The sequence below is a fragment of the Thermococcus waiotapuensis genome (genome assembly GCF_055384795.1).
Genome location: NZ_AP042429.1, coordinates 1,667,620 through 1,692,830, shown reverse-complemented (window position 1 = coordinate 1,692,830; position 25,211 = coordinate 1,667,620). Strand labels below are relative to the sequence as shown.

Here is a 25,211-nt window from a genome sequence, read left to right as displayed (position 1 = left end):
ATGAGCTGTAATCAACGGCCTTCCTGAACTTTCCTCACCCTGCAGGCTGAATACTTGAACTCCGGCGTTCCCGCCTTGTTGAGGGCCGAGCCGGTGAGCCTGTTGGCCTTGAAGTGGAAGGGGACCGCAACAACCCCCTGGGGGACACCGCCAACCTTTGCGCGCATCCTTATCCTTCCGCGCCTCGTCTCTATCTCCACCCAGTCACCATCGGCGATTCCAAGCTTAGCCGCGTCCCTTTCGCTTATCAGTGCCTCCGGTTCTCCAGCCAGCTTGACAAGTGAGGGACTCCTGAGCGTCATTTCACCGGTGTTGTAGTGGCTTATCAGCCTCACCGTGGTGAGAACGAAGGGGTATTCCTCATCGGGCGTCTCCCAGGGCGATATCTGCTCAACAGCTATAAGCCTCGCCTTCCCGTCGGGTGTTGCGAACTCCCAGGTGTGAAGCCTCTTCCTCGGCAGGAAAATTCCGTCCGAGTTCTTCAGCTCTTCTACAGTCCTTTCCTCAAGCTCCGGGAAGAGCCTGAAGTATTCCGCCGTTACTTCCTCAACGCTCGCGTAGTTAAAACCCGGCAGGCCAAGTGCCCTTCCGAGCATCGTCAGAATCTCCCAGTCGGGCTTTGAGTCTGCGTAAGGCTCGCAGGCCTTTTCACTCCACTGGATTCTCCTCTCGCTGTTCATGTAGCTCCCGCTCTTCTCGCAGAAGGCCGCTGCCGGCAGGAGGTAGTGGGCGTAGCGGGCCGTTCTCGTCGGGAAGATGTCCTGAACTACGAGGAGGTCGAGCTTTCTGAGGGCTTCTCTAACGCGTATGAAATCAGCCTCGCTAACCGCTGGATTCTCCCCGACGATGTAGAGCGCCCTCAGGTTGCCCTCCTCCACTGCATCCCAGAGCTCCGTCAGATAAAGCCCCCTCTCCGTCGGAAGATCCTCAACGCCCCAGATAGAGGCGACGCGCTTCCTGAAGCGCTCATCTGTCAGCGGAACGTAACCGGGCAGGAACTCGCTCAGCGCGCCCATGTATGCCGCTCCCTGCACGTTGTTCTGGCCTCGCATTGGGTAGAGGCCACCGCGCTCGCCAATGTAGCCGAGCAACAAAGCGAGGTCTATAATGGCCAGGACGTTCTCAACCCCGGAGACGTGCTGTGTAAGGCCCATCCCCCACATTATCGCGCCGCTTCCAGCCAAGGCGAAGGCCCCCGCGGCTTCCCTTATGGTCTCCGCCGGAATTCCTGTTACCCTCTCAGCGTACTCCGGCGTGTACTTCCTGACAGTCATCTTCACCTCTGAGAAGCCCCTCGTCCTGGAGCGGACGAAGTCCTCGTTGTAGAGCTCTTCCCGGATTATCACGTGCATCATGGCGTTGGCGAGGGTTATGTCGGTCCCGGGCCTTATAACGAGCTTATAATCGGCAAGAGCCATAGTCCTGGTCTCCCTGACGTCAACGACGATTACCTTTGCCCCCTTCCGCTTCGCCCTTAGGATATAATCCATGACAACCGGGTGAGTCTCCGCTGGATTGTAGCCCCAGATGAGTATCGCGTTGAAGCCCTCGAGGTCTTCGTAGGGGTTGGTTTGAGCACCCGCCCCAACGGCCAGCTTTAGGGCGTGGACCGAAGCCTCATGGCATAAGCGAGCACAGTTGTCGATGTTGTTAGTCCCAAATAGGCGCGCTATCTTCTGGAGGAGGTAGTTCTCCTCGTTGCTGACCTTTGAGGAAGCTATGAAAGCGACCGCGTCCGGGCCATAGAGCTCGCGGATTTCGAGGAGTTTGTTCGCTATCTCCTCAATAGCCCTGCCCCAGCTTATCGGGACCATCGCGGAGCCGACCCTCTTAAGGGGCCTCTTGAGCCTGTCCTTTGAGGTGACCACCTCAGCCGCGTGGAGGCCTTTCGGGCAGAGTTTCCCTCTGTTCGGCTCGCCGTGGTGGGGTTTTACTCTCAGGGTTTTCGGATCCACGAGCAACTTACAGCCAAAGCCGCAGTAGGGGCACACAACACTCTTGAGCCCGCTCACGCCATCACCCGATTGACAAAAGAAGTGCAAAAATAAAAAGTTTTTCTGAGAAAAATTTGCATATTTTTGTTAATCACTTGCCCATGGGGTAGTTCGGCGCCTCGTTGGTTATGAAAATGCTATGCGGATGGCTCTCCCTTATCCCCGCGTTCGTGATTATTACGAACTCCCCCTTCTCCTTGAGCTCCCTGATGTTCGCCGCCCCAACGTAGCCCATCCCAGAGCGGAGGCCGCCGACGAGCTGGTAGAGGACGTCGCTGACGGGGCCCCTGTAGGGCACAACCCCCTCAACGCCCTCCGGGACAAACTTTTGGGTTTTCATGTGGCCCCTCTGGTAGTAGCGCTCGGCACCGCCCTTCATCATAGCCCCGAGCGAGCCCATCCCGCGGTACTGTTTATAGCGCCTGCCGTCTATGACGACCTCTTTCCCGGGCGCTTCCTTTGTCCCGGCCAGGAGAGAACCGAGCATCACCGCATCAGCTCCGGCCGCTATGGCCTTGACGATGTCTCCAGAATACCTTATTCCGCCGTCCGCTATGACGTAAAGCCCGTATTCCTGGGCCCTATCAGCCACGAGAGCTATTGCAGTAAGCTGCGGGACGCCAACGCCAGCCACCACGCGGGTGGTGCATATGCTCCCCGGGCCGATTCCCACCTTTACGGCATCAGCAAAGGTCAGGTCGTCAACGGCCTTCGGGTTGGCTATGTTCCCGACGATTAAATCTGCATCGATGGCTTTCCTTATCTCCTTCATCGCCTTAATCGCCTTGAGGTTGTGGGCGTGGGCAGTGTCAACGACTATAACATCAACGCCCGCCTTATCGAGGGCCTTTGCCCTTTCGAGGTCGAAGGGGCCGACTGCGGCCGCAACTATCAAGTCCCCGTTCTCGTCTCTAACGGCGTTCCTGTACTTTCTGCGCTTCGCCAAATCACTCATCGTGATTATCCCCACGAGTTTGCCGTTCCCGTCAACCACCGGTAGCCTGTCTATCCTGTGTTCGAACATGAGGTTAAGGGCCTCCTCGGTGGTCACGCTCTCGGGAACCGTTATTGGCTCGCCCGTCATAACGTCCTTTACGAGTTTTCCCTGTTTCACGGCTATGTCCTTCTTGCTTATGACGCCGACAACTTTCCCGTCATCGATAACGGGGAGCCCGTCTATATCGTTCTTCTCCATCAGGAACAGGGCGTAGTCAACGGTCTCCTCCGGAGAAATCGATATGACGTCTTCAACGATGAAGCGCTCCGCCCTTTTGACCTTCTTGACCTGCTCTACCTGCTCTTCAATGCTCATGTTCCTGTGGATTACCCCAAGGCCGCCCTCCCTCGCCATCGCGACCGCCATCTCCCACTCGGTAACGGTGTCCATCGCGGCGCTGAGGATGGGTATGTTGAGCCTTACCCTGGGGGTGATCTGGGTTGAAACGTCAACGTCCTTCGGCTCGACCTCGGTGGCCTGCGGTATCAGAAGAACGTCGTCGAAGGTGTAGGCCCTGAGGGCATTAACAAGTTTCTGCTCAAATTTTCCCATATTGTCCGACCTCCGAAACCCTTTTTGACTTAAAAATGGCAATGGTTTTTAAGCATTTTGGGGATAAACGGGGGAAGTTGATGAGGAGTTTTGTTCAGAGCCCTTAACGAGACCCTGGCTCCAGATCAAATAGCTGTAGAAAAAGGGCCCTTCAACGTCCTCTGGTCCCGGCCCGGAGGATCACGAAGAGGAGAACCATGAAGAGAGTGATGTAGTAGCTCACCCTGAAGGGCAGGAGGCCGGCAAGGCCGAGGGTGTAAGCGGCCGTTAAAATAAGGACGAGAAAAAGGAGCATCCGATAGGCCGTTTTACGCTCCATGGACATCACCACGGGCTCGGGAGCGGCCAAGCTCATCACCCTTCAGCTCAGGATTCCTCCTCATAGCCCCTGTAAAGTTTAAGGCTTCTCCTGGCCTTAGCCCCTGTGATGGGGTGCCCCATCAGGGCCATTATCTCCTCTGCCCGGGCCTTTCCGTGCTGGAGCATCTTTCCCTCCGTCTTGATCTTCTCGATTTTGAAGGTGTAGCCGCCAACCTCGACGACCTCCCCAACCGCGAACTCCTCATCCCTTGGAACCATAACGCGGAAGGACTGCGTCATACCCTTGGGCAGGTAGATGGACACCTTGATGACCTTTGGATAGGTTAAACTCTCGCCCCAGAGGGTCTTGACCTCCCCCACCCTGGCCCGGTTGACGCGCCTGTTCTCCTCCAGTTCTATGCCCGTAATCCGAACCTCGTCTTCTTCTGTCTCCACTACGTCGCCCACGCTGATCTCCTCTCCCTCAGGAAGCTCCGCGAAAGTTTTGAAGCTGACCTCGTGCTTGCTGACCACGAGGGGAACCTTAACCAGCTTGGGAAGCGTAACGTGCCAGACGTTGTTGCACTCGTTACATCTCAGCGTCAGCTCCCTTCCCCTCTCCCTTATCACATCAACGTTCTCGCTTCCGCACTCGGGGCAGACAAATATCTCCTCCATTTTCCTCACCGGTGGGAGAAAAGTAGAGGAGTTTATAAAGGTGCCCATGTCGGGATTCAATCAGAGCTGGCTCCCCTCCCTGGGGTTCTTGATCTTCAACAGCGGGCAGACCTCCATGCACTCCCTGCAGTGAACGCAGCTGTCCCAGTCGACCACTATCTTCTTGCTCCTCTCATCTATGCTCAAAGCTCCCTCCGGGCATTTTCCAACGCAGACGCCACAGCCGACGCACTCGTAGGCCCTCTTTACAAGATAGTAAGCGTTCCAGGCTTCCTCCACGTTGGGGGCCTTAGCTTTCCTCGTTCCCGTCAGAAACTCCACTTCTCCAGCCTTAACGACGTTCTCCTCCACCTTGACCTCGCCGAGTATTGGAGCCACCTCAAGGATGCGCTTTTTGTTGAGAACCGTGTTAAACTCCAGCTCGTAGCCTTCCCCGGTTTCCCTTATCTCTACCCTCACAGGCTCCCAGGAGCGCTCCTCGGGAATTTCAACGCCGAGTTCTCCCGCAATGGCTTTCTCGCCCCTGCTCAACTTCTTCCAGCGCCAGAAACCGTAGGTGATCCACTCGTCCGGCATGTTGAAGCGTTTCTGCCAGCGCTTAAGCTCGTTCTCCCACCTGCCCCAGAGCTCGGGCTTCTCCTCCTTCAGCGTGTAGATCTCAGCTAAGGAAGAGCTGGGACAGAGGAAGCAGCCTATCCTGTCCAAGCGGTCCTCGTAGAGGGGGTTGTACTTCAGTTTCCGGGAGAACAAGTAGAGCCACGTCTCCAGCGCGCGCCAGTGGAATATGGGCGAAGCGCCGGTCTCGTTCGGCACCCAGGGGTTCCTCCACACTCTGGGCTGATTAAAGCGGTTTATGCTCTCGTACTTCCTCTGGCCAACGAACATGAGGACGCCTTTGGGATAGTTCTCTTTTATGGCGAGCGTTATCGGGCCGAGCTTTGTAACCTTACAGCACCAGCGGTAGTCCCTTCCAGGCGGTGAAAAAACATTTATCGCCCTCCAGAAGGCGTCGCCGGCGTCGGCAACTATAAACTTTACCCCCTTTGGCTCGAGCTCCCTTCTCAGCTCTTCCACGTATTCAAGCGTCTCCGGGAATTCTATGCCCGTGTTGTTGAAGAAGACGGTGAAGTCTCCCCCGAACTCCTCCAAAGCCAGCCCGAGGACGGCCAGGCTGTCCTTTCCGCCAGAGAAGGCTACTGCCACCGGAAGGTCTGAATACCTGTTCGCGGTCTTCCTCATGAAGCGCCTCGCTTCTTCCACCTTCTTCTCGAGCTCGATGCCGTTAGCACGGAGAACTTCCTCCATCGTTGCTTTCTTCCCCTCACGGTAGTTGACAGACTTCTGGTGTCTAACCTTCACTCCCGTGCCGCGCTCCCTGCTGGTTAACCCCGTGTAGTCCTTCTTCGCTATCCCTGTGGCAACGACATCCCCGTCCTCAGAGATTAGGATGACATCGTCTCCGCGCCTTATGCTCGGCTCGGCCTCGATTATCCCGACCGCGAGGAGGTTGGAGCCGTTCAGAATGGGTTCAACCGCTCCCCTGTCGATGATTACCCACTTTCTCATGGACTTTCCAAAGCGCTTCCAGAGGGCAATCGCCCCCTCCACCTTGAGCCCGGGCTTCCACCTGAGCTCGAGCGGGTCAAAGCGCACCCAGCCGAAGACGTAGCCGTCAAGGATTATCTCATAGACATCATCCTCGCCGGGGGTTTTGTTGAGGAGGACTATCTTACCTTCAAAGAGCTCGCCGAGGTCAACGCCGTAGTGCTCCCTGAAAACAGAGCGGATGAACTCGATGTCCTTCTCAAAAGCGAACCTTAAATCGCCCGGGGGGGTTATGTCGAGCCTGAAGAGGGCTTCCTTTCCATGGACGGCGCAGGAGTCCCCGATGAGCGGGACGTTGCACTCTTCGCACCAGTTGACGTAAGCCTTACCGAGGAAGACAGGCTTCCCCATGCTCTCACCAGAGGGTGAAAGGGCAGGGGGTTTATAAGGTATGGGGCGGCCGAGGTTTCACTCATCAATGGTTGTCCAACTTTTTTGAGAAACGTTTATAAGAAAGAGCACTCAACTGAACATGAAAATTTCCAGTGGTGATAGTAATGAGCTTCGCCGCAGTTGCGCTCCTGATACTGGGCGGCTTTCTTTTGCTGCTGCTTTTGCTAGGGGTGAAGGTCATAAAGCCTTACCAGAGGGGCCTCGTCGAGAGGCTCGGAAAGTTCAACAGGATCCTCGACCCTGGAGTCCACTTCATAATCCCCTTCATGGAGAACATCAAGAAGGTCGACATGAGGGAACACGTCATCGATGTGCCGCCCCAGGAGGTCATCTGCAAGGACAACGTCGTCGTCACAGTCGATGCCGTCGTCTACTACCAGATCCTCGACCCCGTTAAGGCAGTGTACAATGTCAGCAACTTTCTCATGGCCATAACCAAGCTCGCCCAGACGAACCTCCGTGCCATAATCGGCGAGATGGAGCTCGACGAGACCCTCTCCGGGAGGGACATAATCAACGCCCGCTTAAGAGAAGAGCTCGACAAGATAACCGATCGCTGGGGCGTCAAGATAACCCGCGTCGAGATACAGCGCATAGACCCGCCGAAGGACATCCAGGAGGCGATGGCCAAGCAGATGACGGCTGAGAGGGAGAAGAGGGCCATGATCCTCCTCGCGGAGGGCAAGAAGGAAGCGGCCATCAAAGAAGCCGAGGGTGAGAAGCAGAGGCAGATACTCGTTGCCGAGGGCCAGGCAGAGGCCATAAGAAAGGTCCTTGAGGCGCTCAGGATGGCTGATGAGAAGTATCTAACCCTACAGTACATCGAGAAACTCCCCGACCTTGCCAGGTACGGCAACCTCATAGTCCCCTACGACACCGAGTCGCTTATAGGGCTCCTCAGGATACTCCAGAAGGTCAAGGAGACCCCGATACCGCCCGCACCGCCCAGCGACATGAAAGAACCCCAGGAAACCGGGGGCGATATGAGCCCCGAAGACCTTGAGAACCCCAAAAAGACGACGGAGTGAGGGTTATGGAAGCCCTCCCCATTTTTCTCCTCATCCTCGGCCTCCTGATAATAGTCCTCGACATGATGGTAGTTACCTTCATAACGCCCATTGGCGTGGCCTTCGTCACCCTGGGCCTTCTCATGGGTTTCGGCATGAACTTCATGGAAAGCTTCGTTCTTTCCTTGATGGCGGCAGTGGTTGCTTACATAGCCGTGGGGAGATACATCTGGAGGGGCGTTGAGGACATCGGCGAAAAGGAGGGGAAGTACACCTTCGATTTAGTCGGGAAGGTCGGAAAGGTCGTTAAAGTGGGGGAAGACCACTACCTCGTGGAGCTCGAAGGGGACAGGTAGATAGCCCTCAGCGATGAGCCCCTCCGCCAGGGCGATAAAGTGGAAGTCACCGCCGTTGACGGTGTCAAGCTGGTCGTGAGGAAGGCAAAGGGGTAAAGTTTTAACTAACCCCTCTCACTTTTCCCGGTGATCAAATGCATCCCGGGGGATTTCTTGAGGTAATCACCGGGCCTATGTTCGCCGGAAAAACGACCGAACTCATAAAGAGGGTCGAGAGGCAGGCCTTTGCCAGGAGAAAGGTAGCGCTCTTCAAGCCGGCGATAGACACGCGCTATTCAGCCGAAGAGGTAGTTGCCCACAACGGGCTGAGCTATGGAGCTTACATCGTGCCAACGAGCGAAGAGGGAGTGGAACTAATAAGGGAGATCACCTTGAGGGAAGGCCTTGAGGTAATAGGGGTCGACGAGGTACAGTTCTTTCCGATGAAGATAGTGGAGGTTCTCGACACCCTCGCGAGCAGGGGCGTTTACGTCATAGCCAGCGGATTAAACCTCGACTTTAAAGGGGATCCTTTCCCTGTTACCAGGGAGCTCCTCGTGAGGGCCGACAGCATAGTATACCTTACCGCCGTCTGCACGGTCTGCGGGAGGCCGGCAACGAGGAGCCAGAGACTCATCGACGGAAAGCCAGCCCCGAGGGATTCACCGGTCATACAGGTCGGAGGAAGGGAGAGCTATGAAGCGAGGTGCAGGGAACACCACATCGTCCCCGAGGGATAAGCTGGTGGAAATAATCCGCTGCAGGGGGCACGGGAACGTAAGGGCCACCCACCGCTCGACCCTCGAGTTCACGAGGGAGGATTATTTGACGCCAAGGGGAGACTGCATAATCTGCGTCTCAGCGGACAAGGGAATAAACGACCTGAGCGAGGAGTTCAAGAGGGCACTCAAGGAGGGAAGAAAGCTCCTGATCAGGATAAAGGTCGGAGACCTCGTGGAGGAGATAACCGCGGAGGGCAGTCCAGGCCTTATACTCGACCATCCCCACTCCATGGTCGTGAGGAAGAGCGATTACATAGACGCGAGGACGCTGGCGATAAGGGCAAGCAAGGCGGCGAAAGACATTGACAGAAGGATAATAGAGAAGCTCAGGAACCCGGAAAGCGAAGCGCTCGTGGAACTCATAATCGTCGATTCCGATCCGTGAAGGGTTCTTCAACTCCTCTTTTTGGTTCATGCCGGCGCAAGTGGACATTCCAGTACAGGTTTGTGCGCTTTTTGCCTAATATTGTATCGTCACAAAACGAAAAGCATTAAAAGGCCCGAAAAAACACCGGAACGGGTGAGAGAAATGGGAAAAGTCCAGATCATAGACACCACCTTCAGGGACGCTCACCAGTCGCTCATAGCAACGCGCCTGCAGACGGAGGACATGTTAGCCATAGCCGAGAAGATGGATAGAATAGGTTTCTACTCGATGGAGGTCTGGGGAGGGGCCACTTTCGATGTCTGCATCCGCTACCTCAACGAGGATCCCTGGGAGAGGCTTAGGCTTCTGAGAGAGAGCATAAAGAGGACCAGGCTCCAGATGCTCCTCCGCGGCCAGAACTTAGTTGGCTATAGGCACTACTCCAACGACGTGGTCGAAAAATTCGTGGAGCTGGCTCACAGGAACGGAATCGACATATTCAGGGTCTTTGATGCACTCAACGACGTCGGGAACATGGAAGTGGCGATAAGGAAGGCCAGGGAAGTGGGAGCTGAAGTCCAAGGGGCGATAGCTTACACTACCGGTAAGGTTTTCACGCTCGAGTACTACCTGAAGAAGGTCGAAGAGTTGCTCGCCCTTGACGTTGATGTAATAACCATAAAGGACATGGCGGGCCTTTTGACGCCCCGGGCGGCCTATGAGCTTGTTAGGGAGATAAAGGAGCGCTACGGCGTTCCGGTCAACGTCCATACCCACTCCACAACCGGAATGGCAGTGGCGACCTACCTCAAGGCCGTGGAAGCGGGGGCGGATTTCATAGACACCTCCATAAGTCCTCTCGCCTTTGGAACCGCCCAGCCGGGCATACAGACGGTATGGCACGTCCTCCCGGAGACAGCTAAAAGCCCCTTAGACCACGGGCTCATTAACGAGGTCTCACGCTACCTCAAAAAGCTCCTTGAGGAGAAGTATTCCGGCCTGCTCAGCAAAGAGGCCCTCATGGTCAACCCCTACGTTCTCGAGTACCAGGTCCCCGGCGGAATGTACTCCAACTTAATAAGCCAGCTCAGGGAGATGAAGGCCCTGGACAGGCTCCAGGAAGTGCTTGAGGAGATACCGCGTGTTAGGGAAGACCTCGGCTGGCCGCCGCTGGTCACTCCAACGAGCCAGATCGTGGGCACGCAGGCGGTCCTCAACGTCCTCTTCGGCAGGTACGAGAGGATAACTGAAGAGGTCAAGAAATACATCAGGGGCCTCTACGGCAGGCCTCCTGCGGAGATAAACCCTGAGCTGAAAAAGCGCGTCCTCGGTGAAGAGAAAGCCATTAGCGTAGCGAGCGAGCCCCTTGAACCAACGCTGGAGAAATGCCGGGAGGAGCTTGAGAAATCCGGTTACCTCGAGAAGGAGGAGGACGTCCTCACCTACTGCCTGTTCCCGCAGATCGCCAGGGAGTTCTTCGAGAGAAGGAAAAGGGGGATAAAGACTCCATCGATGCCGCCTAGTGCTCAAAAGCTCAAGCTCTACGTTAACGGGGTCGAGTTCGAGGTGGGAATCGAGGGGGTTGATTTGGGCGCGCTTAAGTACCTGCCTCAAATAGCCGGGGTAGCCCAGGCTCCCAAAACGGCGCCGGTTTCCGCTCCGGGCGTCCCTGTGGCGGCCCCGGTTACAAAGCCCACTGATCCAGTGGGGGAGGGAGTCGTTACGGCACCAATGCCCGGAAAAATCCTCAGAATACTGGTCAAAGAGGGCGAGCGGGTCAAAACAGGCCAGGGACTGCTCATCTTAGAGGCAATGAAGATGGAGAACGAAATAACGGCACCGAGGGAGGGCGTGGTTAGGAAAATCCTCGTGAAGGAAGGCGCCACAGTGAACACCGGTGATCCTCTCCTCGAGATCGAGTGAGCTACTCCCTTTTTCTCCCGTTTATCAGCACGATGTCTTCAAAGAAGAAGTGTCTCCTGGCGACAATCCCGGCAGTTAACCCGGCTTTTTTCAGTCTTTCGAGGGTTTCTTCCACCCCAGTTATCGAGCTCTGGACTATCTGAACGACTCCGCCCGGTTTGAGGTAGCGCGGCACCTCCCCTATGAACCTGTCGAGGACTTCCCTCCCAGTCTCCCCACCAACGAGGGCCAGGTCAATGGGCTCCTCGGGCTCGCCTGGAAGGTAGGGGGCGTTGAAGGTTATCAGGTCAAACTCCCCCTCCACGTTCTCGAAGAGGTCGCTGAGGCGGAACTCGACGTTGTTAATCCCGTTCAGCCTGGCGTTTTCTCTGGCCAGTTCCACGGCAATCGGGTTTATGTCAACGCCGAGTACATAGCTGGCTTTCCTCGCCATCAGGAGCGCTATCAAACCTGTTCCCGTGCCAACATCCAGGGCGACGTCGCCTTTCTTAACTGCGAGGTTCTCTGCGAGCAGGAAGGTATCCTCGGCGGGTTCGTACACCTGGGGGTGGAGCCTGAGCCTCAGGCCTTCGTATTCCATGGGCATGGATAAAGGGGAAGGGTTTATAGCCATGTCTATTCCGGCCTGTAAACGCGCTTCTCAAAGGTCAGGAAGTCGGCCCATGAGGCGTGGGCGAGGAACTCGTAGCGCAGGTTGGGCCTGCCGTTCTCAAAGGCGTCCTCCCTGTGGCTGTAGCCAACGACCTCGCCAACGAAGAGCGTGTGATCTCCATAGATTCTCTTGTCCACCACGCGGCACTCGAGGTTGGCTATGGCCTCCTTTATGCCCGGCGTAGAGACGGCCTTTGAGGGGACGAGGGTGATTTTCATCTCCCTGAGCTTTGAGGGGGCCACTCTTTGTTCCCGCTATCCACACGTCCTTGAGCATGTCCAGTCCAGGAACGCTTACCACGAACTCCCCGTATCTATCGACGAGCCCGGGTGTAACGCTTCGGGGATATGGCGACCCCAATCAGAAAAGGCCTACTGGATAGCACCGTGACCCAGTCGGCGGCCATGACGTCCACTTCGTCATCCCTTCCGGAGATTATTAGATAGGTTCGCATCGGGTACAGGAGGCGGTACATGCCCATCACCCTGACATATACCTGGTGGCGGTTAAAAGTGTTGAGCCCTGCCCCGGAACTCACTGGCTCCTCGAAAGCCAGAAGGTTCCTCAGATTTTTAGGCTTTTGCGGGATTCTCCCGAAAAATTTAAATGGCAGCGGCACATATTCCGATGCACCATGCAATACTGAGGTGAGCAAAGATGAGCGAAAAAGCCGCTGTAGCTGTGGTCGTTGCCCTGTTAATAACTGCGGTGTTCGCGGTCCCTGCAACGGCCCAGGGACCGGATATGGTCAGGGTGGTTGTGACGGTGGACAAGGCGAAGTTCAATCCAGCTGGCATATCCCAGATCGGCGGCCACGTGGTCTACCAGTTCAAGCTGATTGACGCAGTCGTCCTTGAAGTTCCGGCAAACGCTGTAGGAAAGCTCAAGCAGATGCCGGGCGTTGAGAAGGTCGAGTTTGACCACCAGGCTGTTCTCCTCGGAAAGCCAACGCCATCACAGCCCGCCCAGACGATCCCCTGGGGAATCGAGCGCGTTAAGGCCCCCGAAGTATGGAGCGTGACCGACGGCTCGAGCAACGGCGTTATCCAGGTCGCTGTCCTCGACACCGGCGTTGACTACAACCATCCCGATTTGGCAGCAAACATAGCCTGGTGCGTGAGCACGCTGCGCGGTAAGGTCTCAACAAATCCCAAGGACTGCCAGGACCAGAACGGACACGGCACCCACGTGATTGGAACAATAGCGGCCCTCAACAACAATATTGGAGTGGTTGGCGTTGCTCCCGGCGTTCAGATTTACTCGATAAGGGTTCTTGACGCGCGCGGAAGCGGTTCATACAGTGACATAGCCATTGGAATTGAGCAGGCCATCCTCGGCCCGGATGGAATCGCTGACAGGGACGGAGACGGCATCATCGCGGGCGACCCGGATGATGATGCCGCCGAAGTAATAAGCATGTCCCTCGGCGGCTCAGCAGACGACAGCTATTTGCACGAAATGATAATTCAGGCCTACAGGGCGGGGATAGTCATAGTAGCCGCGAGCGGTAACGAAGGTGCCTCAAGCCCGAGCTATCCGGCGGCCTATCCGGAGGTCATAGCGGTTGGAGCGACCGACAGTAGCGACCAAGTTGCATCGTGGAGCAACAGGGGGCCGGAGGTCAGCGCTCCGGGTGTCAACATACTCAGCACCTACCCGGATGATAGCTACAAAACCCTCAGCGGAACCTCCATGGCCACTCCCCACGTCAGCGGTGTCGTTGCCCTCATCCAGGCGGCCCACTACAAAAAGTACGGCACCGTGTTGCCGGTCGGAACCTTTGAGGACATGAGCAGAAACACGGTCAGGGGGATACTGCACACAACAGCTGACGACCGCGGGCCAGCAGGCTGGGACGCCGACTATGGCTACGGTATAGTCAGGGCCGACCTTGCAGTTCAGGCGGCCCTCGGTTGACTTCCCCTTTTCTATTTCTAAGCCCTGCAGGCCTTCAGAAGGAGGGAAAGAAAGGAAATCACTTCTTCCACTCGGTGTAGCCGCAGCGGCCGCAGCTCCAGCGGTCCTTGTGGTCGGCCATGAAGACGCCCGGCCCACAGCGCGGGCAGAACCTGTTCTTCCTGACGACCTTACCGCCCTTGACCTCGTAGAGCTTCCACTTCTGGCTGGTCTTTTTATCCTTAGCCATCACTCACCACCTTCCCCCTTCTTTTCGATCAGGCCATCGCGAAGGAGTATGTACTCTGGCTCGATGTAGAGCATCCTCTCCCTCGTCTCGTAGGCCTTGGCGTAGCCCTTGGAGACGTTGCTTCCGAAATAGCTCCTGATGTACTGGAGGACGGTCGTGTTCGGGTCGAGATCGAGCATGGCGGCGAGCTTACCCTTCACCGCTTCCCTGCTCGGGGTAGGCTCACCCTCGTGGATGATGTCAAAGTATATCTCCTTCCTCCCGAGGAGCTTGTTCTCCTTTATTTCGGTCACCTTAATCTCCATTTCGAACCACCTCCATTCTGGCTAAGATGCCCGCACACCTGCGCTTGCATTCGGGTGTTACCTTTATAAGCACTACCCCCTCGTCGGGCTGGCCGTAGAGGACGACCGAGCCTGCGGGAGCGTAGAGGACGGCCGGAATGGCCGCCAAATCCTCCTCACCGTTCACTCTGACGTGAACACTCCTCCCCCGAAGGGCGATCTCAACACCCCTTCTGAGAGCGTTTAATAAAGCTTTCGTCACGGTCCCCGGGGGATTTTTCACAGTTAAAACAACGGCATTTGAATCCACATCGGGGCTATAATCCCGCCTCTTAGTTCTGTGATCGTAAACCGCTAAGTTGGGCTCAATCCCCAGTTTCAGGACGTTCTCCGTTACAACGTCCCCGACAGTCACTAAAAAAGCTCCCCTTATCCTGTCCCTGATCCTCAGATAGGGCTCCGGGATCTCCCCCCGAATAAGCTCGCCGAGGGGTTCCTTAAGCTCCTCCCTGAGCTGGGGGGTGAGGAGAAAGTAAAAGTCCGACATTTCATCTCACGCGGATTGCGTATTTACCAGGCACTTTGGCGGCATTGGGTATGCTTTCCCTGAGTTTTCTGGCTATTTCGCTCTCCGTGTTTATGATTATCACGAGGTCAAACCACTCTTCGCTTAAATCCCTGCTCCCGCAGACGGGACAGCGGTCCTCGGTGGTTATGTAGTGGCAGTGCCTGCAGGCGCGCTCCTTCACCATTAAGCCCCAGCCTCCTTGCGCTTCTCATTCTCTATCCAGTCCCTCTTTCCGAGGCCCGGCTGTCTCATGGTTAGACCGATCTTGTTCTCCCTTATGACGCGGCTCTTGACGCTTATGGCTATAATCCTGGCCCTTGCCTTGTCACCGAGCTTGAGCGTCCTCTTGGTTTCCTTGCCGAGGAACTGCTTGTTCTTCTCGTCGAAGACGACGTAGTCATCCATGAGCTGGCTGATGTGGACCAGGCCGTCCATCGGGCCGATTCTGATGAAGGCACCGTAGGGGGCAACGTCGATTACCTCGCCCTCCACAATTTCATGCATGTGAGGTTGCCAGACGAGCACGTTGAAGACAACCTCGTGGTAAGTAGCACCATCGCCGGGGACTATGACTCCCTCGCTGATTTCTTCAACGTCCATAACGGCCAGAACTACTCCCTCGTCCCTATCGTAGATACCCTCGTAAGTCTCCCGCAAGACCTCCTTAGCGGCTTCCTTCGGTTCCATTGTGAACATTCTCGGCGGAATCCTGACGACGTCCTTGACCTTCAGGAGCTTGTACATGTCATTACCCCCAATAAAGGATGAAAAGAGGTCACTCCCTCTTACCGAACTTCTCCTTGTAGAGCTCAATTGCGCGGAGTATCTCCTTCTTGGCTTCCTCAGCGTTGCCCCAGCCCTCAACTGTGGTAACCTTGCCCTGGAGCTCCTTGTAGCGCTGGAAGAAGTGGGCAATCTCGTTGAGGAATGCCTTAGGAACGTCGTCGATGTCCTTCCAGTCCTTGAAGTAGGGGTCATCAACCGGAACCGCCAGAACCTTCCAGTCTTTGTCCCCTGAGTCCTCCATCTTCATTATGCCTATGGGTCTTGCCTCGATGATGGTGAGCGGATAAACCGGCTCGCGCATTATGACCATGATATCGAAGGGATCGCCGTCGTCGTACCAGGTCTGGGGGATGATTCCGTAGTCGACCGGGTAGAAGAACGGGCTGTAAAGGACGCGGTCGAGCTTAAGGAGTCCAGTCTTCTTGTCGAGCTCGTACTTGTTCCTGCTCCCCTTCGGGATCTCTATGAGAGCGTACACGACGTCAGGAACCTCCGGTCCGGGCTCAAGCTCGTGGAACGGGTTCATCTCTAACCACCCCTTTGCCTTTCAGAAATCCTACCTATGGCTTTCAGGTTGGGCTTTTAAAGTTGTTGGTTGAGAGCCCAAAACAGGAAGAAAACGACACACCCTAAGGGAGCAGGGCACTGGGGAAGTTCTGCTGGGGATAAAAAGACATTTACGCATGACTCATTGACGTAGAATTTTTGATGCTTCTTGACTGGATGTACTATCTTTGATCGTGATTAACTTTTCGAAAGATTTAAAAATTACTGTCAGCGAGAGATTTCGGTGATTTATCATGAGTAGGTCGTGGCATCGAATTGGAGTAGCAATATTTATTATCGGAGCGTTAGTTATAAAAACGGCGCCAGTGCTGGGAAGCCCCGGCCTTGGCTTTAGCATTGTTGGCACACAAATAAGCTGGGAAGAGAACTCTACAGGGAACTAGGGGGTATGAATGTGAAGCTCGTGCGGTGGTATCTTAGGGTTTTTTCCTCCTTTATTTTTCTGCTCCTCCTGACTTCAATAATCCCCGCGGTAACGGTAATCGCAGTAAACCACCTGAACAGCCCTCCGGATGTGGACTACAGGGAGATGTACGTTTATATTACATTTTTCCCGTTAAAACCACCAGAAAACCCCATCGTAAAGGTTACAAAACCCGGCTTCACAATGGGATACGGCGAACCCATATCATATCTGAGCGACAACTACACGTACTTCTCGATGCCGGAATTTTTACTGGGCGACGCCAAGAGGGCTCTCGCCAAAAGCGGCTTCTCGGGGTCGATCTACGTTCCGGTCAGTATTGGGAAATTTGGAGGAGTCCTTCTGCCTGTCAATGGAAGCGTCTCTGGCCCGGACTGTATAGTTCTGGGAAACGAAAGTATAGAAAGGGGTAGCTACAGCTACTTACCGATCGTTATGTTATCTCCAATAGGATTCTACCAGAATCTCTCCCCTCAAACGGTGAGGATAGAAAAAGTTGAACACATCTCAACCGTTTCCCCCTCCCTCATGCCCCTGCAGGCCCTTATGAGGGAGAGTGGAATCAGGTGCATCGCTTCTGGAGAACTTTATGAGTCCATACTCCGCCTGCAAAACCTGACGCCCGGTTTAGATAACCTTCTGGTGGGAGGCTTTCTTATGGTGTTTCCAAATGAAATAAACGTCTCTGCCCTGTATCATGCCCTCTACCAGGAATTCGCCCCCCACTCCTACTATCCAAAGCTCTACATCATCACGAAGGACTACGTCAGGGGCGTGCTGTTTCCAGAAAAAAGGGCTGAGTGGAAAGATATCTGGGCAAGCTTGCTGGCCTTTTTGCCCTCAATTCCCCTAATATGGATCGTGATGAACAGGGAGAAACAGGAAGAGGAGAAGATGAGAAAACTCCTCAGAGCTTCAGGTGGAAATCCCGCTATCTTAGATGTGCTCACTTTCCTCTTCGTAGGTGCGGCAGTGGTGGTGATCTTCCTATTCACTGAAACTTCAACTGGAGCAGCCCTTCTAATAATACTGGCGGCCCTCTTTGCAATCCGGTACTACGGCGGATCCTTTAAGCCTGGCACTAAGACCACAAAAATTCTACTAAGGGCAGTGACCGTAATGACCTCCTTCGTGTTCGCCGCCTCGTCGATCTATTGGTTCCTCCCGGGTAGGTCCACGTGGGCAGAGTATATAACAGGATACACCGCCTACGTTCTTGCCCTCCCTCTGAAGCCGCTCAGCGATTACATCTTCGAGCTGGTCGGCGGAACGATTTTTGGCTATCTGCCCTGGATTTCCGGCTCGGTCTTAGCTTCCCTCCTGATAATGCAGGCTTTCTCCCGCTCCGGCAGGATACCCCACAGGATAACATCGAGGAAAGTTAGTGGGGCTTTGGCCGCTATGATAATCTTCACGGTCTTCACCGGCATAGCTCTGTCATCGCCCATAACGTACACGTACAAGAGTACCTCTGCAGGAAACCTCGGCGCAACGATCCTTGTTCAGTTCACCGGATCACTCGATTTGTCTTCCCCCGAGACTTTTGCCGAACAGGAATACAGAGAGATAGAAGCGTATAATTCCCTAACAGAGGCAATAAAAATCCACGGTGGGATTTACGGAACGGTGTGGGACGTAGGCCACGTTAGCAAGGGCAGCGGGTTAGTAGACATCGTCGCGGCATGGGTCTCAGCTTACGACAGCTCCCTGCTGGACTACCTCAGGTTTGCTAGGTCAAGGTCTAAGGAAGCCCAGGAGCTGTACGCACTGTTCTACAGCAACAGTGACAAAGCCATGATTTATCCCCGAGTCCTCAAGGAAATCAACACCAGTGGAAAATGGGCGAATCTAAGGCTAATTCCTTCCTACGCTGGCTCCGAACCAACTACGATAAAGATAGAGTATGTTCCACTCAACCAGCATGTCCCCTTTGGTTCAGATATTTTCATCCCCTTCGATGTTGCAAAAGCCCACAACATAACCCCCCTCCCGGATCTGATGTTCGTGTACGGGGGTAAAGAAGTCCTCAGGGCCATTGAAGAAGTCCACAAGAAATATCCGGGGCAGTTCGTCTACATTTCCGCCGAAGACAACATTAGAGAGGCCCGCTCGGTCTTTTTCAAAGGTGAAGTTGCAATACAACTGATCGCTTCAGCCGTCATGATTCCAGTCGTTGGCCTGATCCTGGGGCTCAGAGATGCCGAAGAACTCAGGAAGAAGAAAAAGCTCTTCACAATTTTAGGCATTTCCAAAAAAGAGTTGATACCTCCCTTACTGGCGTTTCTGCCGCTCTCTCTGATGACGGTTCCAATGCTGATCGACGCAGTAAGGCTCTACTCTCTGGGCTTTTCCGATTCGGTAGAACCTTTCCTGGCCCTCAGCGCCCCCCTCGTGGGGGTTCTGCTAAGCCCCCTGATGTACATTGCAGCAATCTGGAGGTGGGAAACTTGATCGAAGTCAAGAACCTGAAAATAGTTTATCGAGCAAATGGAAGGGATTTCATAGGGTTGGATGGATTCAGCGGTTCCTTTGAAAGCGGGAAGATAAGTGCCATCTTCGGGCCGAGCGGAAGCGGCAAAACGAGCCTGCTAATGAGTGTCGGAACCCTCCTACCGCCCACAGAAGGGAGCATTGTCTATGATGGTAGGGACGTGTATTCCCTTCCAGAAGCTGAGGTGCAGAAGCTGAGAAGAAAAATTGGAATAACCTTTCAAGAGCCAACGTTCATCAACGTTCTAAGCGTGTGGGAAAACATAGAGCTGGCGCTGTATGGAGCGGGAAAGTTGAAAGCAGAGTTCAAGAGAAGAGCTGAGGAACTTGCCTACAAACTCGGCATAGGGGATATACTTCACAAGCGCCCCACTGAGATAAGCGGAGGCGAGGCCCGGAGGGCAGCCGTAGTCAGGGCACTGGCCCATGATCCCGATGTGCTACTCCTCGATGAACCGACGGCCTATCTGGATGGGGAATCCACGAGAACACTGATAAAACTGCTGGAGGAAGAAAAAGAACGGGGAAAAACGATAATAGTTACAACCCACGACCCTGTATTTGATAAAATCGCCGATGCAAAGTTCTACCTCCAGCACGGAAAGCAAATAACCTGAGAAAAGCCAAGAACAGGCTCGGTTGATGCTTTTTCTCTTTTTGCCTTCAAAATACACCCAAAAAGGGTTTTCGCGGATTCAAGGGCTGGTATCTACCCCTTCAGAGGGCGAGATATTCAAGAAGTAAACAACCCCATCGTCGATCACGGCGTAGACCTCCTTGTTCCCGTCGAAATAGTGAACTATCGGTTTATCAACGAGGTCAAAGGCCTTCTCAAGATCCCTGACGGACTTGAGCTCGACAAGATTGTTTTTGCCACCGTCCTTTGGTGTGCCTTCAATTATGAACTTCCTCAGATTTGAGAGCTTATCTTTCGGCTTCTTTTCCCTTCTCCCGTAGAAAAAGCCCAGCGGCGGAAGGAAAAACAGGAAGGCCATCGCCGGAAACACCTTTCTGGCTGTCGAAACGCTGACCTCTCCCCAGCCAACGCCGATGTGGTTTGCGGTCTCGTTCACGTTTCTCACAACCTTGGTGTAGTCCCTGGTTAATCCGGTGAAGAACAGCATCCCGGAAGGGTCTACCTCGAGGTCAATCCTCTGATTAAAGGGTTCTCTGCCGGGCACGTCAACCTGGACGTCAAGGTATACCTCGTCCGAGGCCCGATACATCCCGGTGCCGCTCCTTACGTTGGCCAGGGCATTCTCGAGGCCTAAAACATCGAAGGTCACCGGTATGGAGAACGAACCCGTGAAATTGCCGCTCCAAGATTTTAGAGTGGTGTTAATCAGGTAGATCCGCTTATTCCCTGAAGTAACGTAGTAGTCAGCCCTGAGGGTTGCCCGGTAACTGCCCGCAACCCCCGGGCTGGTGGTGTAGCTGTAGTTCCCCCGGATCAGGGACGTTATCTTCCCGGGATAGTAGTTCAAACTGGTTCCATTTTTGTATATCCCACCCGAGAAGAGCCCGGAGTGGCTCATAGAGGCCTTCTCGGTGTAAAGTGTCTTGTAAGTGGCCCTCACGGTGGAAGGCTGTGCTGAATAAGCGGCCAAAGAATACGCCCCAAAAAAGAGCGCCATTCCAAGTGAGGCCACGACCATGGCCTTGATGAGGTTTTTTCTCTCAATATGAATCATACGTCAACACTCTCCCGTAAGCTTTCGAAAAGACGAAAAGGTGCCTCACGAGTCATCACCCGAGCACTCCACTGAAACCCAGAGGCCGTTGCTGACGATCCCATAGCCTTTAATCTCCGCCCCATTGTTCAAGGGGTAATCCCCGCACGACGTGAACTCCTGCTGGTTACCGTTGTTGACCCTTGTGAATATCGTCACGTCTATGTGCTCGCTCCCACCAGCTTGAACCGTAACTTTCCACTCCATCTTGGTTGCCGGCATAGAACGTCCATGGCCACCGTCGTTAGCGGGGAAGAAGCTGTAGCTTCCGGTGCTGGCTCCCGTTTCCGCCAGGCTCACGTTGAACTCCGCCGGAATAGTGTCCGCTATGATAAGATCAAGGTCTTCGCCCGTTGGATTCGTCACCTCGATCCGGAACGTCCACTTCTGGAAGGTCTTTAGCGGTATTCCACTTGTGTTCCCCGAGAGCAGTATCTTCCCGATCCCTGGTCCCCCAACCACGATGAGCTTTATGGGGCATACCGATACAGAGGCGCCCCCTCCATCCCACGTGGCGTACATGTCCACTGGAATTATGTACTCCCCGGGGGCCACGTTGCCCGCTATAGCATGCCCCTGAAACTTATATTCTTCACCGGGCGCCAGCGTTACTGGATTGCCCTCTTCGGTCTCTATGGACACGCCCAGTCCTCCAGGCAGGCCCGAGTAATCCGGGTAGAGCGCTATGCTCACAGCTTTATCCTCGGGCAGGTTGTTGGTTACAGTAATAGCATCAAAGTAGGGATGGGAATTCGCCCCCAAGGTCACGACGGCGGCGTAGCCGTCATCACACGTGAATCCCAGATATTCCTTATCGTAAGGCACTACAGTAAAAGCCACCTCCCTCGTGGAGCTGTAACTCCTGAAGTTGCCGCTCGAACCGACCACGAGCAGGGTTCCCAGAACCAGCGCAGTAAAAATGAAAGTCATCCTCATATCAACCATCTCCCGCAAGTTTGTTAAGGAGGCTCCTCCTCCCGATTCTGATTCTAAGGACGTCCCCCCTGCCTATCTCAGCGAGGTAATAGAAGGCGAGCAGCACAGCGGTCAGCTCCAGGGCGTAAGCCAGAAGGGGAAGGTAGGGGTTTAGGGCGTAGAGGAACCCGACCACCCTCCCGGGCAGTATCGCGGGGTAGGCCCTCACCTGGACTTCCTCCCGGTAGATCCTCGTATCCTCTGGAACCGAGACCTTCACGCCCAAAGTGTGGGAATCTTTCCCACCAACGGTGAACTCGTTCTCCCCCAGGATCTCAATCCTGTCTCCCTTGGACTCGACAAAGTAATGAAACGGGTAGAGGGCGTTGTTTTCCACGCTCAGGTTCCTCTCAAAGGTGCTCCCTGGGAGGTACCAGCCCTCCCTCTGGCCTCCGGCGAGGGTTGAGGAGTAGGTGAAAGCCAGGGTTCCCCACGATGCAACAGTGATGAAGAGGAAACCCGCTACTACTGAAACCGCCATCAAAGCGTAAACGGTACTTGCCCTGACCTTCAGGTATCCCCTTCGTTTCTTACGTCTTCTTTTCCCTTCTCCCAGGCCCGAGAAGGTTATAAAAGTACCGAGAAGCAGAATGATGGCTATGGCATAGAGGTTGGTGAGCCTGCTTCTAACTGATTCTATAAACGAGCCCCCGCCCCTAATGACGAGCGGGTGCCCAAAAACCGTCACCACTTTTCCTATTACGTCGGCCTTTTTGACCATGGGGTAAACCCCATCCTGCTGGTCGGTGGCGACGTTGTTGTCACCTTTGGTTACGTAGCCAGCTTCTGCAACGGCGAATATTCTGTGGACGGTCCAATCGTCCTGTCTGTGAAACACTATTATGTCGCCAACGTCACCGCCTTTTGAAAGAGGGTTGATAAAGAAAAGATCCCCCTTGCTTATCGTCGGGGTCATGCTCTCGGAATAAGCGTAGGACAGAAAAACGGGCCTGTCAAGGAGGAAACCAACGACTGAGGCAAGCAGGATAACCAAAATGACAGCTGTTATAATGCCCTCTACGGGTTTCCTCATCCTCAACATCCCCTAAAGGGTAACAAGGGGGCAAAAGGCCCCGGAAAGAAATCACGGTTCACATTCACCTGCGTGTGCCTCAAAGCTCATCTGGAACTGATACATGCCGGGAGCTACATTGGTGTTATCAAAGATCATGCCAACGGGTACGGGGTTACCGTGCTCGACTGTGAACTTTATGTTGTTGCCGGGCCCCGCTATCGGGTTGTTGTAGTCACCTGCGAAGAGCAGTACTTTGTTGTGGTTGCTCTTTATGTCGACACAGACCGGGTAGTCGGCCTGGTTGTTCTCCCAGAGCTCGTTGCTTACCTGGAACATCTCCTCAAAGACGTATGTTGTGTTCGGGCTCATGCCGTTTCCGCCGTTGTGGTTGGGGTTGTACTGGCTTATGTCCACGTAGAGCTTCCCGGCATCATAGGTTACATAGGGCTGAAGGGCGGTCAGATCAATAAGCTCGTTGTCGTCGGAGACAACTTGGAACGATGCAGACCTGTCGGCGGCGTAGTACCTGAAGTTGGCACCGGCACTGACTGCCAGGAGCATTCCAATCATAAGGAAGGCCAGTCCAAACAGTTTGTTCATCTTTCATTCCTCCTTCACGGGCTCACTGGCTGTCCGCACTTGCCAACGAGTTCCGCCGGCTCGGTGCCGAGTCTGTAGGCTTTAATGTGCATCACCGCGTTGTTTATCGTGCCCGGTGCCTCGTTACCCACGGTGAAGTCCATGCCAACCCTGACTGCACCGCCGCTGTTTACAACGAAGCAAACGTCGTTCTTCGCCATGTCGCTCGCGTAAACAACCTGACCGGTCGCAGTGTAGTGTATGTCCATGTCAGCTCCGTAGAACTGAATGCCCGTGTCGTCACTGGTTATCCTGACGACTATCGCCATTCCCTCTTCCCACAGGTCGTTGCTCACTTTGAATACCTCGTCAAAGTTGTACTCCGAGTTCGGGCTTAGGCCATTTCCATAGCCGGGATAGTTCGGGTTTTCCGGGCTGATGTCAACCACGAGAACGCCGCCATCGTTTATGTACGCGTATGGCTGCACCGGAGTGAGGTCGATGAGCTCGTTGTCATCGCTGACTATCGCCCAATGCACGCTCCTGTCCGCGTTGTAGTCCCTGAAGTTGGCTCCTGCCCCTAAAACGAGGCCAAAGGCCACCAGCAGGCCAAAAATTCCCAAAGCAATATTCTTTCTCATTTTTTCGCCTCCGTTTGGAGGCACCCTGGGGCAGGCCACGGTTGTGAGTGCTGGGTCCTAAAAGACCAGCTTCAATTCCGCGGCACTCATTTACCATTCAACTGCTCCATGCAGATGCCCCTTGGCGCCAACCATTACGGTCGCGCCACAGTTATTTGGGCTTCGGGATATATATGAAGTTGGGAGTTACCTTGGGGTAATACCGCGTTACTCGCCATTATCAGGTTTTTCGGGGCTTTCCTCATCCGCGGGTCTCAGAACCCTGTAGGTTCTCGCGTGCTGGATCAATGCAACCAGGAGGTAAGTAAGGGAAGCAAAGAGGAGGAGGAAGTCGCCGAACCAGAGGGCAGTAAGAGCAAAGATAAAGGAGATGCCCGCGTAGAATGCGCTCCAGCTTATGTCGTTCCTCTTAACGACTTCCATGTAGAGCGTGACGTTGTCTGGAACCCGGAGGAGTGTTATCATCCCGCGCTCAAAGGTCAGAACACCCTCATGCTCAAGTTTTGGTATGTGGGTCTGCATGAGGCTCACGTAGACGCTCTTCCTGTGCTTCCTGTCGGTGTTCCCCTCTTTCTCCGCAATGTACTCGACTGCCTCCCTGAGTTCCGCCTTTCCGTTCTTCATCTGGAGAAATTCTATAAGCAGCGTCCTCCTCTCGTTTCCGAGGATCACGTTGGATGGCGTGCTGTTGATCAACCCGCCCACCTCAACCTGTGAGGCTTTCTTTTACTCCATCTTCCGCCGTTGTAGAAGGCCTCGACCACACGAACCCTCCCGACCTTCTGCCCTTTGCAGTCAGGTATTCTCTGGAGAAGGATCCTGATCTCAAGGTCTGCAGTTTCAGACATGTTTCTCACCGCCTAATAACCACTCTCATCTGATTAAAGCGCCAGAATCTCAGACAGGTTACTAAAACTCCGCCTAACCCTACTAGGGGGTTCTCCTTAAAAGGCTTCCTGAAAAGTTCGATTTTTGGCTTTTTGGGCCGAAATAAGATTTCCGGCCGGGATTCCTCCGTCCAAAGCCTGAGAGCCCCTCAAAGAAGGTAGAGTGCCTTCAAAATTTGCTGAGTCAACGAGCATGGCCGAGCTGACTTTAAAAGACAGAGATAACTCCGGAGGCTAACACCTCCTGGACGTGATCAGGGGCCAGGGGAAAACACTCACGGGCATGAGGTGGGATGAAAAATAGAACATGGGGTTCGAAGCTTGTCTGGAGCCCGATTGGATGGTAGCCCCGCGGGGATTCGAACCCCGGTCGCGGGATCCAGAGTCCCGCATGCTTGGCCGCTACACCACGGGGCTGTACCCAATTATGCGATACCGGGGTGGTTTATAAATTTTACTCCATGGGGCACTCAGCGAAAGCCGGAAAAGGCAGGCATGGGAGTTCCAAAGGATTTAGAAAGTGCCCTTTCAAGC

Annotated in this window: 26 protein-coding genes, 1 tRNA gene and 2 pseudogenes; 8 read left to right on the top strand and 21 right to left on the bottom strand. The window is 54.5% G+C overall.

Features of this window, described 5'->3' with window-relative positions; translation table 11 throughout:
• Positions 1-11 precede the first annotated feature (11 nt).
• The 5 genes from fdhF to ACZ47M_RS09335 form a co-directional block, all read right to left on the bottom strand.
• Positions 12-2,012 carry a formate dehydrogenase subunit alpha gene (fdhF, locus tag ACZ47M_RS09355; RefSeq protein ID WP_315341566.1) on the bottom strand — a complete coding sequence of 667 codons (2,001 nt, stop codon included), beginning with the start codon at positions 2,010-2,012 and terminating at the stop codon, positions 12-14.
• A gap of 73 nt (positions 2,013-2,085) precedes the next feature.
• Positions 2,086-3,543 (bottom strand): IMP dehydrogenase, encoded by a 1,458-nt coding sequence (gene guaB, locus ACZ47M_RS09350; RefSeq protein WP_315341569.1) that lies wholly within the window; start codon positions 3,541-3,543, stop codon positions 2,086-2,088.
• Between the two features lie 151 nt (positions 3,544-3,694).
• Complete coding sequence (locus ACZ47M_RS09345) at positions 3,695-3,862, bottom strand: hypothetical protein (protein ID WP_315341572.1); 168 nt, start codon at positions 3,860-3,862, stop codon at positions 3,695-3,697.
• 47 nt (positions 3,863-3,909) lie between these two features.
• Positions 3,910-4,521 (bottom strand): HVO_0476 family zinc finger protein, encoded by a 612-nt coding sequence (locus tag ACZ47M_RS09340; RefSeq protein WP_315342213.1) that lies wholly within the window; start codon positions 4,519-4,521, stop codon positions 3,910-3,912.
• 60 nt (positions 4,522-4,581) lie between these two features.
• The gene (locus ACZ47M_RS09335) at positions 4,582-6,477 is read right to left on the bottom strand and encodes a phosphoadenosine phosphosulfate reductase domain-containing protein (protein WP_315341575.1); all 1,896 of its coding nucleotides are present in this window, start codon (positions 6,475-6,477) and stop codon (positions 4,582-4,584) included.
• A 146-nt stretch (positions 6,478-6,623) separates the two neighbouring features.
• On the opposite strand from ACZ47M_RS09335, the gene ACZ47M_RS09330 reads away from it, so the two are divergent.
• The 5 genes and pseudogenes from ACZ47M_RS09330 to ACZ47M_RS09310 all read left to right on the top strand — a co-directional run bounded on the left by ACZ47M_RS09330 (position 6,624) and on the right by ACZ47M_RS09310 (position 10,933).
• Positions 6,624-7,547: an SPFH domain-containing protein gene (locus tag ACZ47M_RS09330; protein ID WP_315341578.1), complete on the top strand. Its 924-nt coding sequence runs from the start codon at positions 6,624-6,626 to the stop codon at positions 7,545-7,547.
• Positions 7,548-7,552: 5 nt separating this feature from the next.
• Positions 7,553-7,978 (top strand): annotated as a pseudogene (locus ACZ47M_RS09325) (NfeD family protein).
• Between the two features lie 38 nt (positions 7,979-8,016).
• The gene (locus ACZ47M_RS09320; protein WP_315341579.1) at positions 8,017-8,601 is read left to right on the top strand and encodes a thymidine kinase; all 585 of its coding nucleotides are present in this window, start codon (positions 8,017-8,019) and stop codon (positions 8,599-8,601) included.
• On the top strand, positions 8,558-9,028 hold the full coding sequence (locus ACZ47M_RS09315; protein WP_315341582.1) for a DUF371 domain-containing protein: 471 nt from the start codon (positions 8,558-8,560) through the stop codon (positions 9,026-9,028). The genes ACZ47M_RS09320 and ACZ47M_RS09315 overlap by 44 nt, the downstream gene beginning before the upstream one ends.
• 144 nt (positions 9,029-9,172) lie before the next feature.
• Complete coding sequence (locus ACZ47M_RS09310) at positions 9,173-10,933, top strand: pyruvate/oxaloacetate carboxyltransferase (protein WP_315342215.1); 1,761 nt, start codon at positions 9,173-9,175, stop codon at positions 10,931-10,933.
• A 1-nt stretch (position 10,934) separates the two neighbouring features.
• Here the strand turns inward: ACZ47M_RS09310 and ACZ47M_RS09305 are convergent, their stop codons facing one another.
• Complete coding sequence (locus ACZ47M_RS09305) at positions 10,935-11,519, bottom strand: HemK2/MTQ2 family protein methyltransferase (protein ID WP_315341584.1); 585 nt, start codon at positions 11,517-11,519, stop codon at positions 10,935-10,937.
• A gap of 29 nt (positions 11,520-11,548) precedes the next feature.
• A pseudogene (locus tag ACZ47M_RS09300) lies at positions 11,549-12,066 on the bottom strand (flavin reductase family protein).
• Positions 12,067-12,242: 176 nt separating this feature from the next.
• Between ACZ47M_RS09300 and ACZ47M_RS09295 the strand changes: the two are divergent.
• Positions 12,243-13,502 carry a S8 family peptidase gene (locus ACZ47M_RS09295; protein WP_315341586.1) on the top strand — a complete coding sequence of 420 codons (1,260 nt, stop codon included), beginning with the start codon at positions 12,243-12,245 and terminating at the stop codon, positions 13,500-13,502.
• Positions 13,503-13,560: 58 nt separating this feature from the next.
• Here the strand turns inward: ACZ47M_RS09295 and ACZ47M_RS09290 are convergent, their stop codons facing one another.
• The 6 genes from ACZ47M_RS09290 to ACZ47M_RS09265 are packed head-to-tail and all read right to left on the bottom strand — an operon-like array spanning position 13,561 to position 15,895.
• Complete coding sequence (locus tag ACZ47M_RS09290; protein WP_010480224.1) at positions 13,561-13,731, bottom strand: 30S ribosomal protein S27ae; 171 nt, start codon at positions 13,729-13,731, stop codon at positions 13,561-13,563.
• The gene (locus tag ACZ47M_RS09285; RefSeq protein WP_315341591.1) at positions 13,731-14,036 is read right to left on the bottom strand and encodes a 30S ribosomal protein S24e; all 306 of its coding nucleotides are present in this window, start codon (positions 14,034-14,036) and stop codon (positions 13,731-13,733) included. Before ACZ47M_RS09285 ends, ACZ47M_RS09290 begins: the two co-directional genes overlap by 1 nt.
• Entirely contained in the window at positions 14,026-14,562 is a 537-nt protein-coding gene (locus ACZ47M_RS09280) for a GTP-dependent dephospho-CoA kinase (protein ID WP_315341594.1), read from the bottom strand. Before ACZ47M_RS09280 ends, ACZ47M_RS09285 begins: the two co-directional genes overlap by 11 nt.
• A 1-nt stretch (position 14,563) precedes the next feature.
• A complete protein-coding gene (gene spt4 / locus ACZ47M_RS09275) occupies positions 14,564-14,764 on the bottom strand; it encodes a transcription elongation factor subunit Spt4 (RefSeq protein WP_315342218.1) in 201 nt (66 codons plus the stop codon).
• A gap of 2 nt (positions 14,765-14,766) precedes the next feature.
• Entirely contained in the window at positions 14,767-15,327 is a 561-nt protein-coding gene (locus ACZ47M_RS09270; protein WP_315341596.1) for a DNA-directed RNA polymerase, read from the bottom strand.
• A 31-nt stretch (positions 15,328-15,358) separates the two neighbouring features.
• On the bottom strand, positions 15,359-15,895 hold the full coding sequence (locus ACZ47M_RS09265; RefSeq protein ID WP_315341598.1) for an inorganic diphosphatase: 537 nt from the start codon (positions 15,893-15,895) through the stop codon (positions 15,359-15,361).
• A 555-nt stretch (positions 15,896-16,450) separates the two neighbouring features.
• On the opposite strand from ACZ47M_RS09265, the gene ACZ47M_RS09260 reads away from it, so the two are divergent.
• Entirely contained in the window at positions 16,451-18,811 is a 2,361-nt protein-coding gene (locus ACZ47M_RS09260) for a hypothetical protein (RefSeq protein ID WP_315341600.1), read from the top strand.
• Positions 18,799-19,467 (top strand): ABC transporter ATP-binding protein, encoded by a 669-nt coding sequence (locus ACZ47M_RS09255; RefSeq protein WP_315341602.1) that lies wholly within the window; start codon positions 18,799-18,801, stop codon positions 19,465-19,467. Before ACZ47M_RS09260 ends, ACZ47M_RS09255 begins: the two co-directional genes overlap by 13 nt.
• A gap of 78 nt (positions 19,468-19,545) precedes the next feature.
• Here the strand turns inward: ACZ47M_RS09255 and ACZ47M_RS09250 are convergent, their stop codons facing one another.
• From ACZ47M_RS09250 to ACZ47M_RS09215, 8 genes are all read right to left on the bottom strand, one after another.
• Positions 19,546-20,541 (bottom strand): DUF5305 family protein, encoded by a 996-nt coding sequence (locus ACZ47M_RS09250; protein WP_315341604.1) that lies wholly within the window; start codon positions 20,539-20,541, stop codon positions 19,546-19,548.
• Between the two features lie 45 nt (positions 20,542-20,586).
• Positions 20,587-21,516 carry a hypothetical protein gene (locus ACZ47M_RS09245; RefSeq protein ID WP_315341605.1) on the bottom strand — a complete coding sequence of 310 codons (930 nt, stop codon included), beginning with the start codon at positions 21,514-21,516 and terminating at the stop codon, positions 20,587-20,589.
• Position 21,517: 1 nt separating this feature from the next.
• On the bottom strand, positions 21,518-22,588 hold the full coding sequence (locus ACZ47M_RS09240) for a signal peptidase I (protein ID WP_315341607.1): 1,071 nt from the start codon (positions 22,586-22,588) through the stop codon (positions 21,518-21,520).
• Between the two features lie 51 nt (positions 22,589-22,639).
• Complete coding sequence (locus ACZ47M_RS09235) at positions 22,640-23,170, bottom strand: DUF1102 domain-containing protein (protein WP_315341610.1); 531 nt, start codon at positions 23,168-23,170, stop codon at positions 22,640-22,642.
• A gap of 14 nt (positions 23,171-23,184) precedes the next feature.
• Positions 23,185-23,790: a DUF1102 domain-containing protein gene (locus ACZ47M_RS09230; protein ID WP_315341613.1), complete on the bottom strand. Its 606-nt coding sequence runs from the start codon at positions 23,788-23,790 to the stop codon at positions 23,185-23,187.
• 207 nt (positions 23,791-23,997) lie between these two features.
• Positions 23,998-24,486, bottom strand: a complete 489-nt coding sequence (locus ACZ47M_RS09225; RefSeq protein WP_315341616.1) for a DUF7344 domain-containing protein — start codon at positions 24,484-24,486, stop codon at positions 23,998-24,000.
• A complete protein-coding gene (locus ACZ47M_RS09220) occupies positions 24,483-24,638 on the bottom strand; it encodes a hypothetical protein (RefSeq protein ID WP_315341619.1) in 156 nt (51 codons plus the stop codon). Before ACZ47M_RS09220 ends, ACZ47M_RS09225 begins: the two co-directional genes overlap by 4 nt.
• A gap of 380 nt (positions 24,639-25,018) precedes the next feature.
• Positions 25,019-25,094: transfer RNA gene (locus ACZ47M_RS09215), tRNA-Gln, on the bottom strand.
• Positions 25,095-25,211: the final 117 nt, after the last annotated feature.

What these genes read in the sequence shown, in the direction of transcription:
- ACZ47M_RS09285 (WP_315341591.1), bottom strand. Translation starts at nt 14,036, where the DNA reads ATGGAGATTAAGGTGACCGAAATAAAGGAGAACAAGCTCCTCGGGAGG.
- ACZ47M_RS09290 (WP_010480224.1), bottom strand. Translation starts at nt 13,731, where the DNA reads ATGGCTAAGGATAAAAAGACCAGCCAGAAGTGGAAGCTCTACGAGGTC.
- ACZ47M_RS09280 (WP_315341594.1), bottom strand. Translation starts at nt 14,562, where the DNA reads ATGTCGGACTTTTACTTTCTCCTCACCCCCCAGCTCAGGGAGGAGCTT.
- ACZ47M_RS09340 (WP_315342213.1), bottom strand. Translation starts at nt 4,521, where the DNA reads ATGGAGGAGATATTTGTCTGCCCCGAGTGCGGAAGCGAGAACGTTGAT.
- ACZ47M_RS09250 (WP_315341604.1), bottom strand. Translation starts at nt 20,541, where the DNA reads ATGATTCATATTGAGAGAAAAAACCTCATCAAGGCCATGGTCGTGGCC.
- ACZ47M_RS09245 (WP_315341605.1), bottom strand. Translation starts at nt 21,516, where the DNA reads ATGAGGATGACTTTCATTTTTACTGCGCTGGTTCTGGGAACCCTGCTC.
- ACZ47M_RS09295 (WP_315341586.1), top strand. Translation starts at nt 12,243, where the DNA reads ATGAGCGAAAAAGCCGCTGTAGCTGTGGTCGTTGCCCTGTTAATAACT.
- guaB (WP_315341569.1), bottom strand. Translation starts at nt 3,543, where the DNA reads ATGGGAAAATTTGAGCAGAAACTTGTTAATGCCCTCAGGGCCTACACC.
- ACZ47M_RS09240 (WP_315341607.1), bottom strand. Translation starts at nt 22,588, where the DNA reads ATGAGGAAACCCGTAGAGGGCATTATAACAGCTGTCATTTTGGTTATC.
- ACZ47M_RS09320 (WP_315341579.1), top strand. Translation starts at nt 8,017, where the DNA reads ATGCATCCCGGGGGATTTCTTGAGGTAATCACCGGGCCTATGTTCGCC.
- ACZ47M_RS09270 (WP_315341596.1), bottom strand. Translation starts at nt 15,327, where the DNA reads ATGTACAAGCTCCTGAAGGTCAAGGACGTCGTCAGGATTCCGCCGAGA.
- ACZ47M_RS09305 (WP_315341584.1), bottom strand. Translation starts at nt 11,519, where the DNA reads ATGCCCATGGAATACGAAGGCCTGAGGCTCAGGCTCCACCCCCAGGTG.
- ACZ47M_RS09345 (WP_315341572.1), bottom strand. Translation starts at nt 3,862, where the DNA reads ATGGAGCGTAAAACGGCCTATCGGATGCTCCTTTTTCTCGTCCTTATT.
- ACZ47M_RS09315 (WP_315341582.1), top strand. Translation starts at nt 8,558, where the DNA reads ATGAAGCGAGGTGCAGGGAACACCACATCGTCCCCGAGGGATAAGCTG.
- ACZ47M_RS09235 (WP_315341610.1), bottom strand. Translation starts at nt 23,170, where the DNA reads ATGAACAAACTGTTTGGACTGGCCTTCCTTATGATTGGAATGCTCCTG.
- ACZ47M_RS09220 (WP_315341619.1), bottom strand. Translation starts at nt 24,638, where the DNA reads ATGTCTGAAACTGCAGACCTTGAGATCAGGATCCTTCTCCAGAGAATA.
- ACZ47M_RS09330 (WP_315341578.1), top strand. Translation starts at nt 6,624, where the DNA reads ATGAGCTTCGCCGCAGTTGCGCTCCTGATACTGGGCGGCTTTCTTTTG.
- ACZ47M_RS09230 (WP_315341613.1), bottom strand. Translation starts at nt 23,790, where the DNA reads ATGAGAAAGAATATTGCTTTGGGAATTTTTGGCCTGCTGGTGGCCTTT.
- ACZ47M_RS09310 (WP_315342215.1), top strand. Translation starts at nt 9,173, where the DNA reads ATGGGAAAAGTCCAGATCATAGACACCACCTTCAGGGACGCTCACCAG.
- ACZ47M_RS09335 (WP_315341575.1), bottom strand. Translation starts at nt 6,477, where the DNA reads ATGGGGAAGCCTGTCTTCCTCGGTAAGGCTTACGTCAACTGGTGCGAA.
- ACZ47M_RS09265 (WP_315341598.1), bottom strand. Translation starts at nt 15,895, where the DNA reads ATGAACCCGTTCCACGAGCTTGAGCCCGGACCGGAGGTTCCTGACGTC.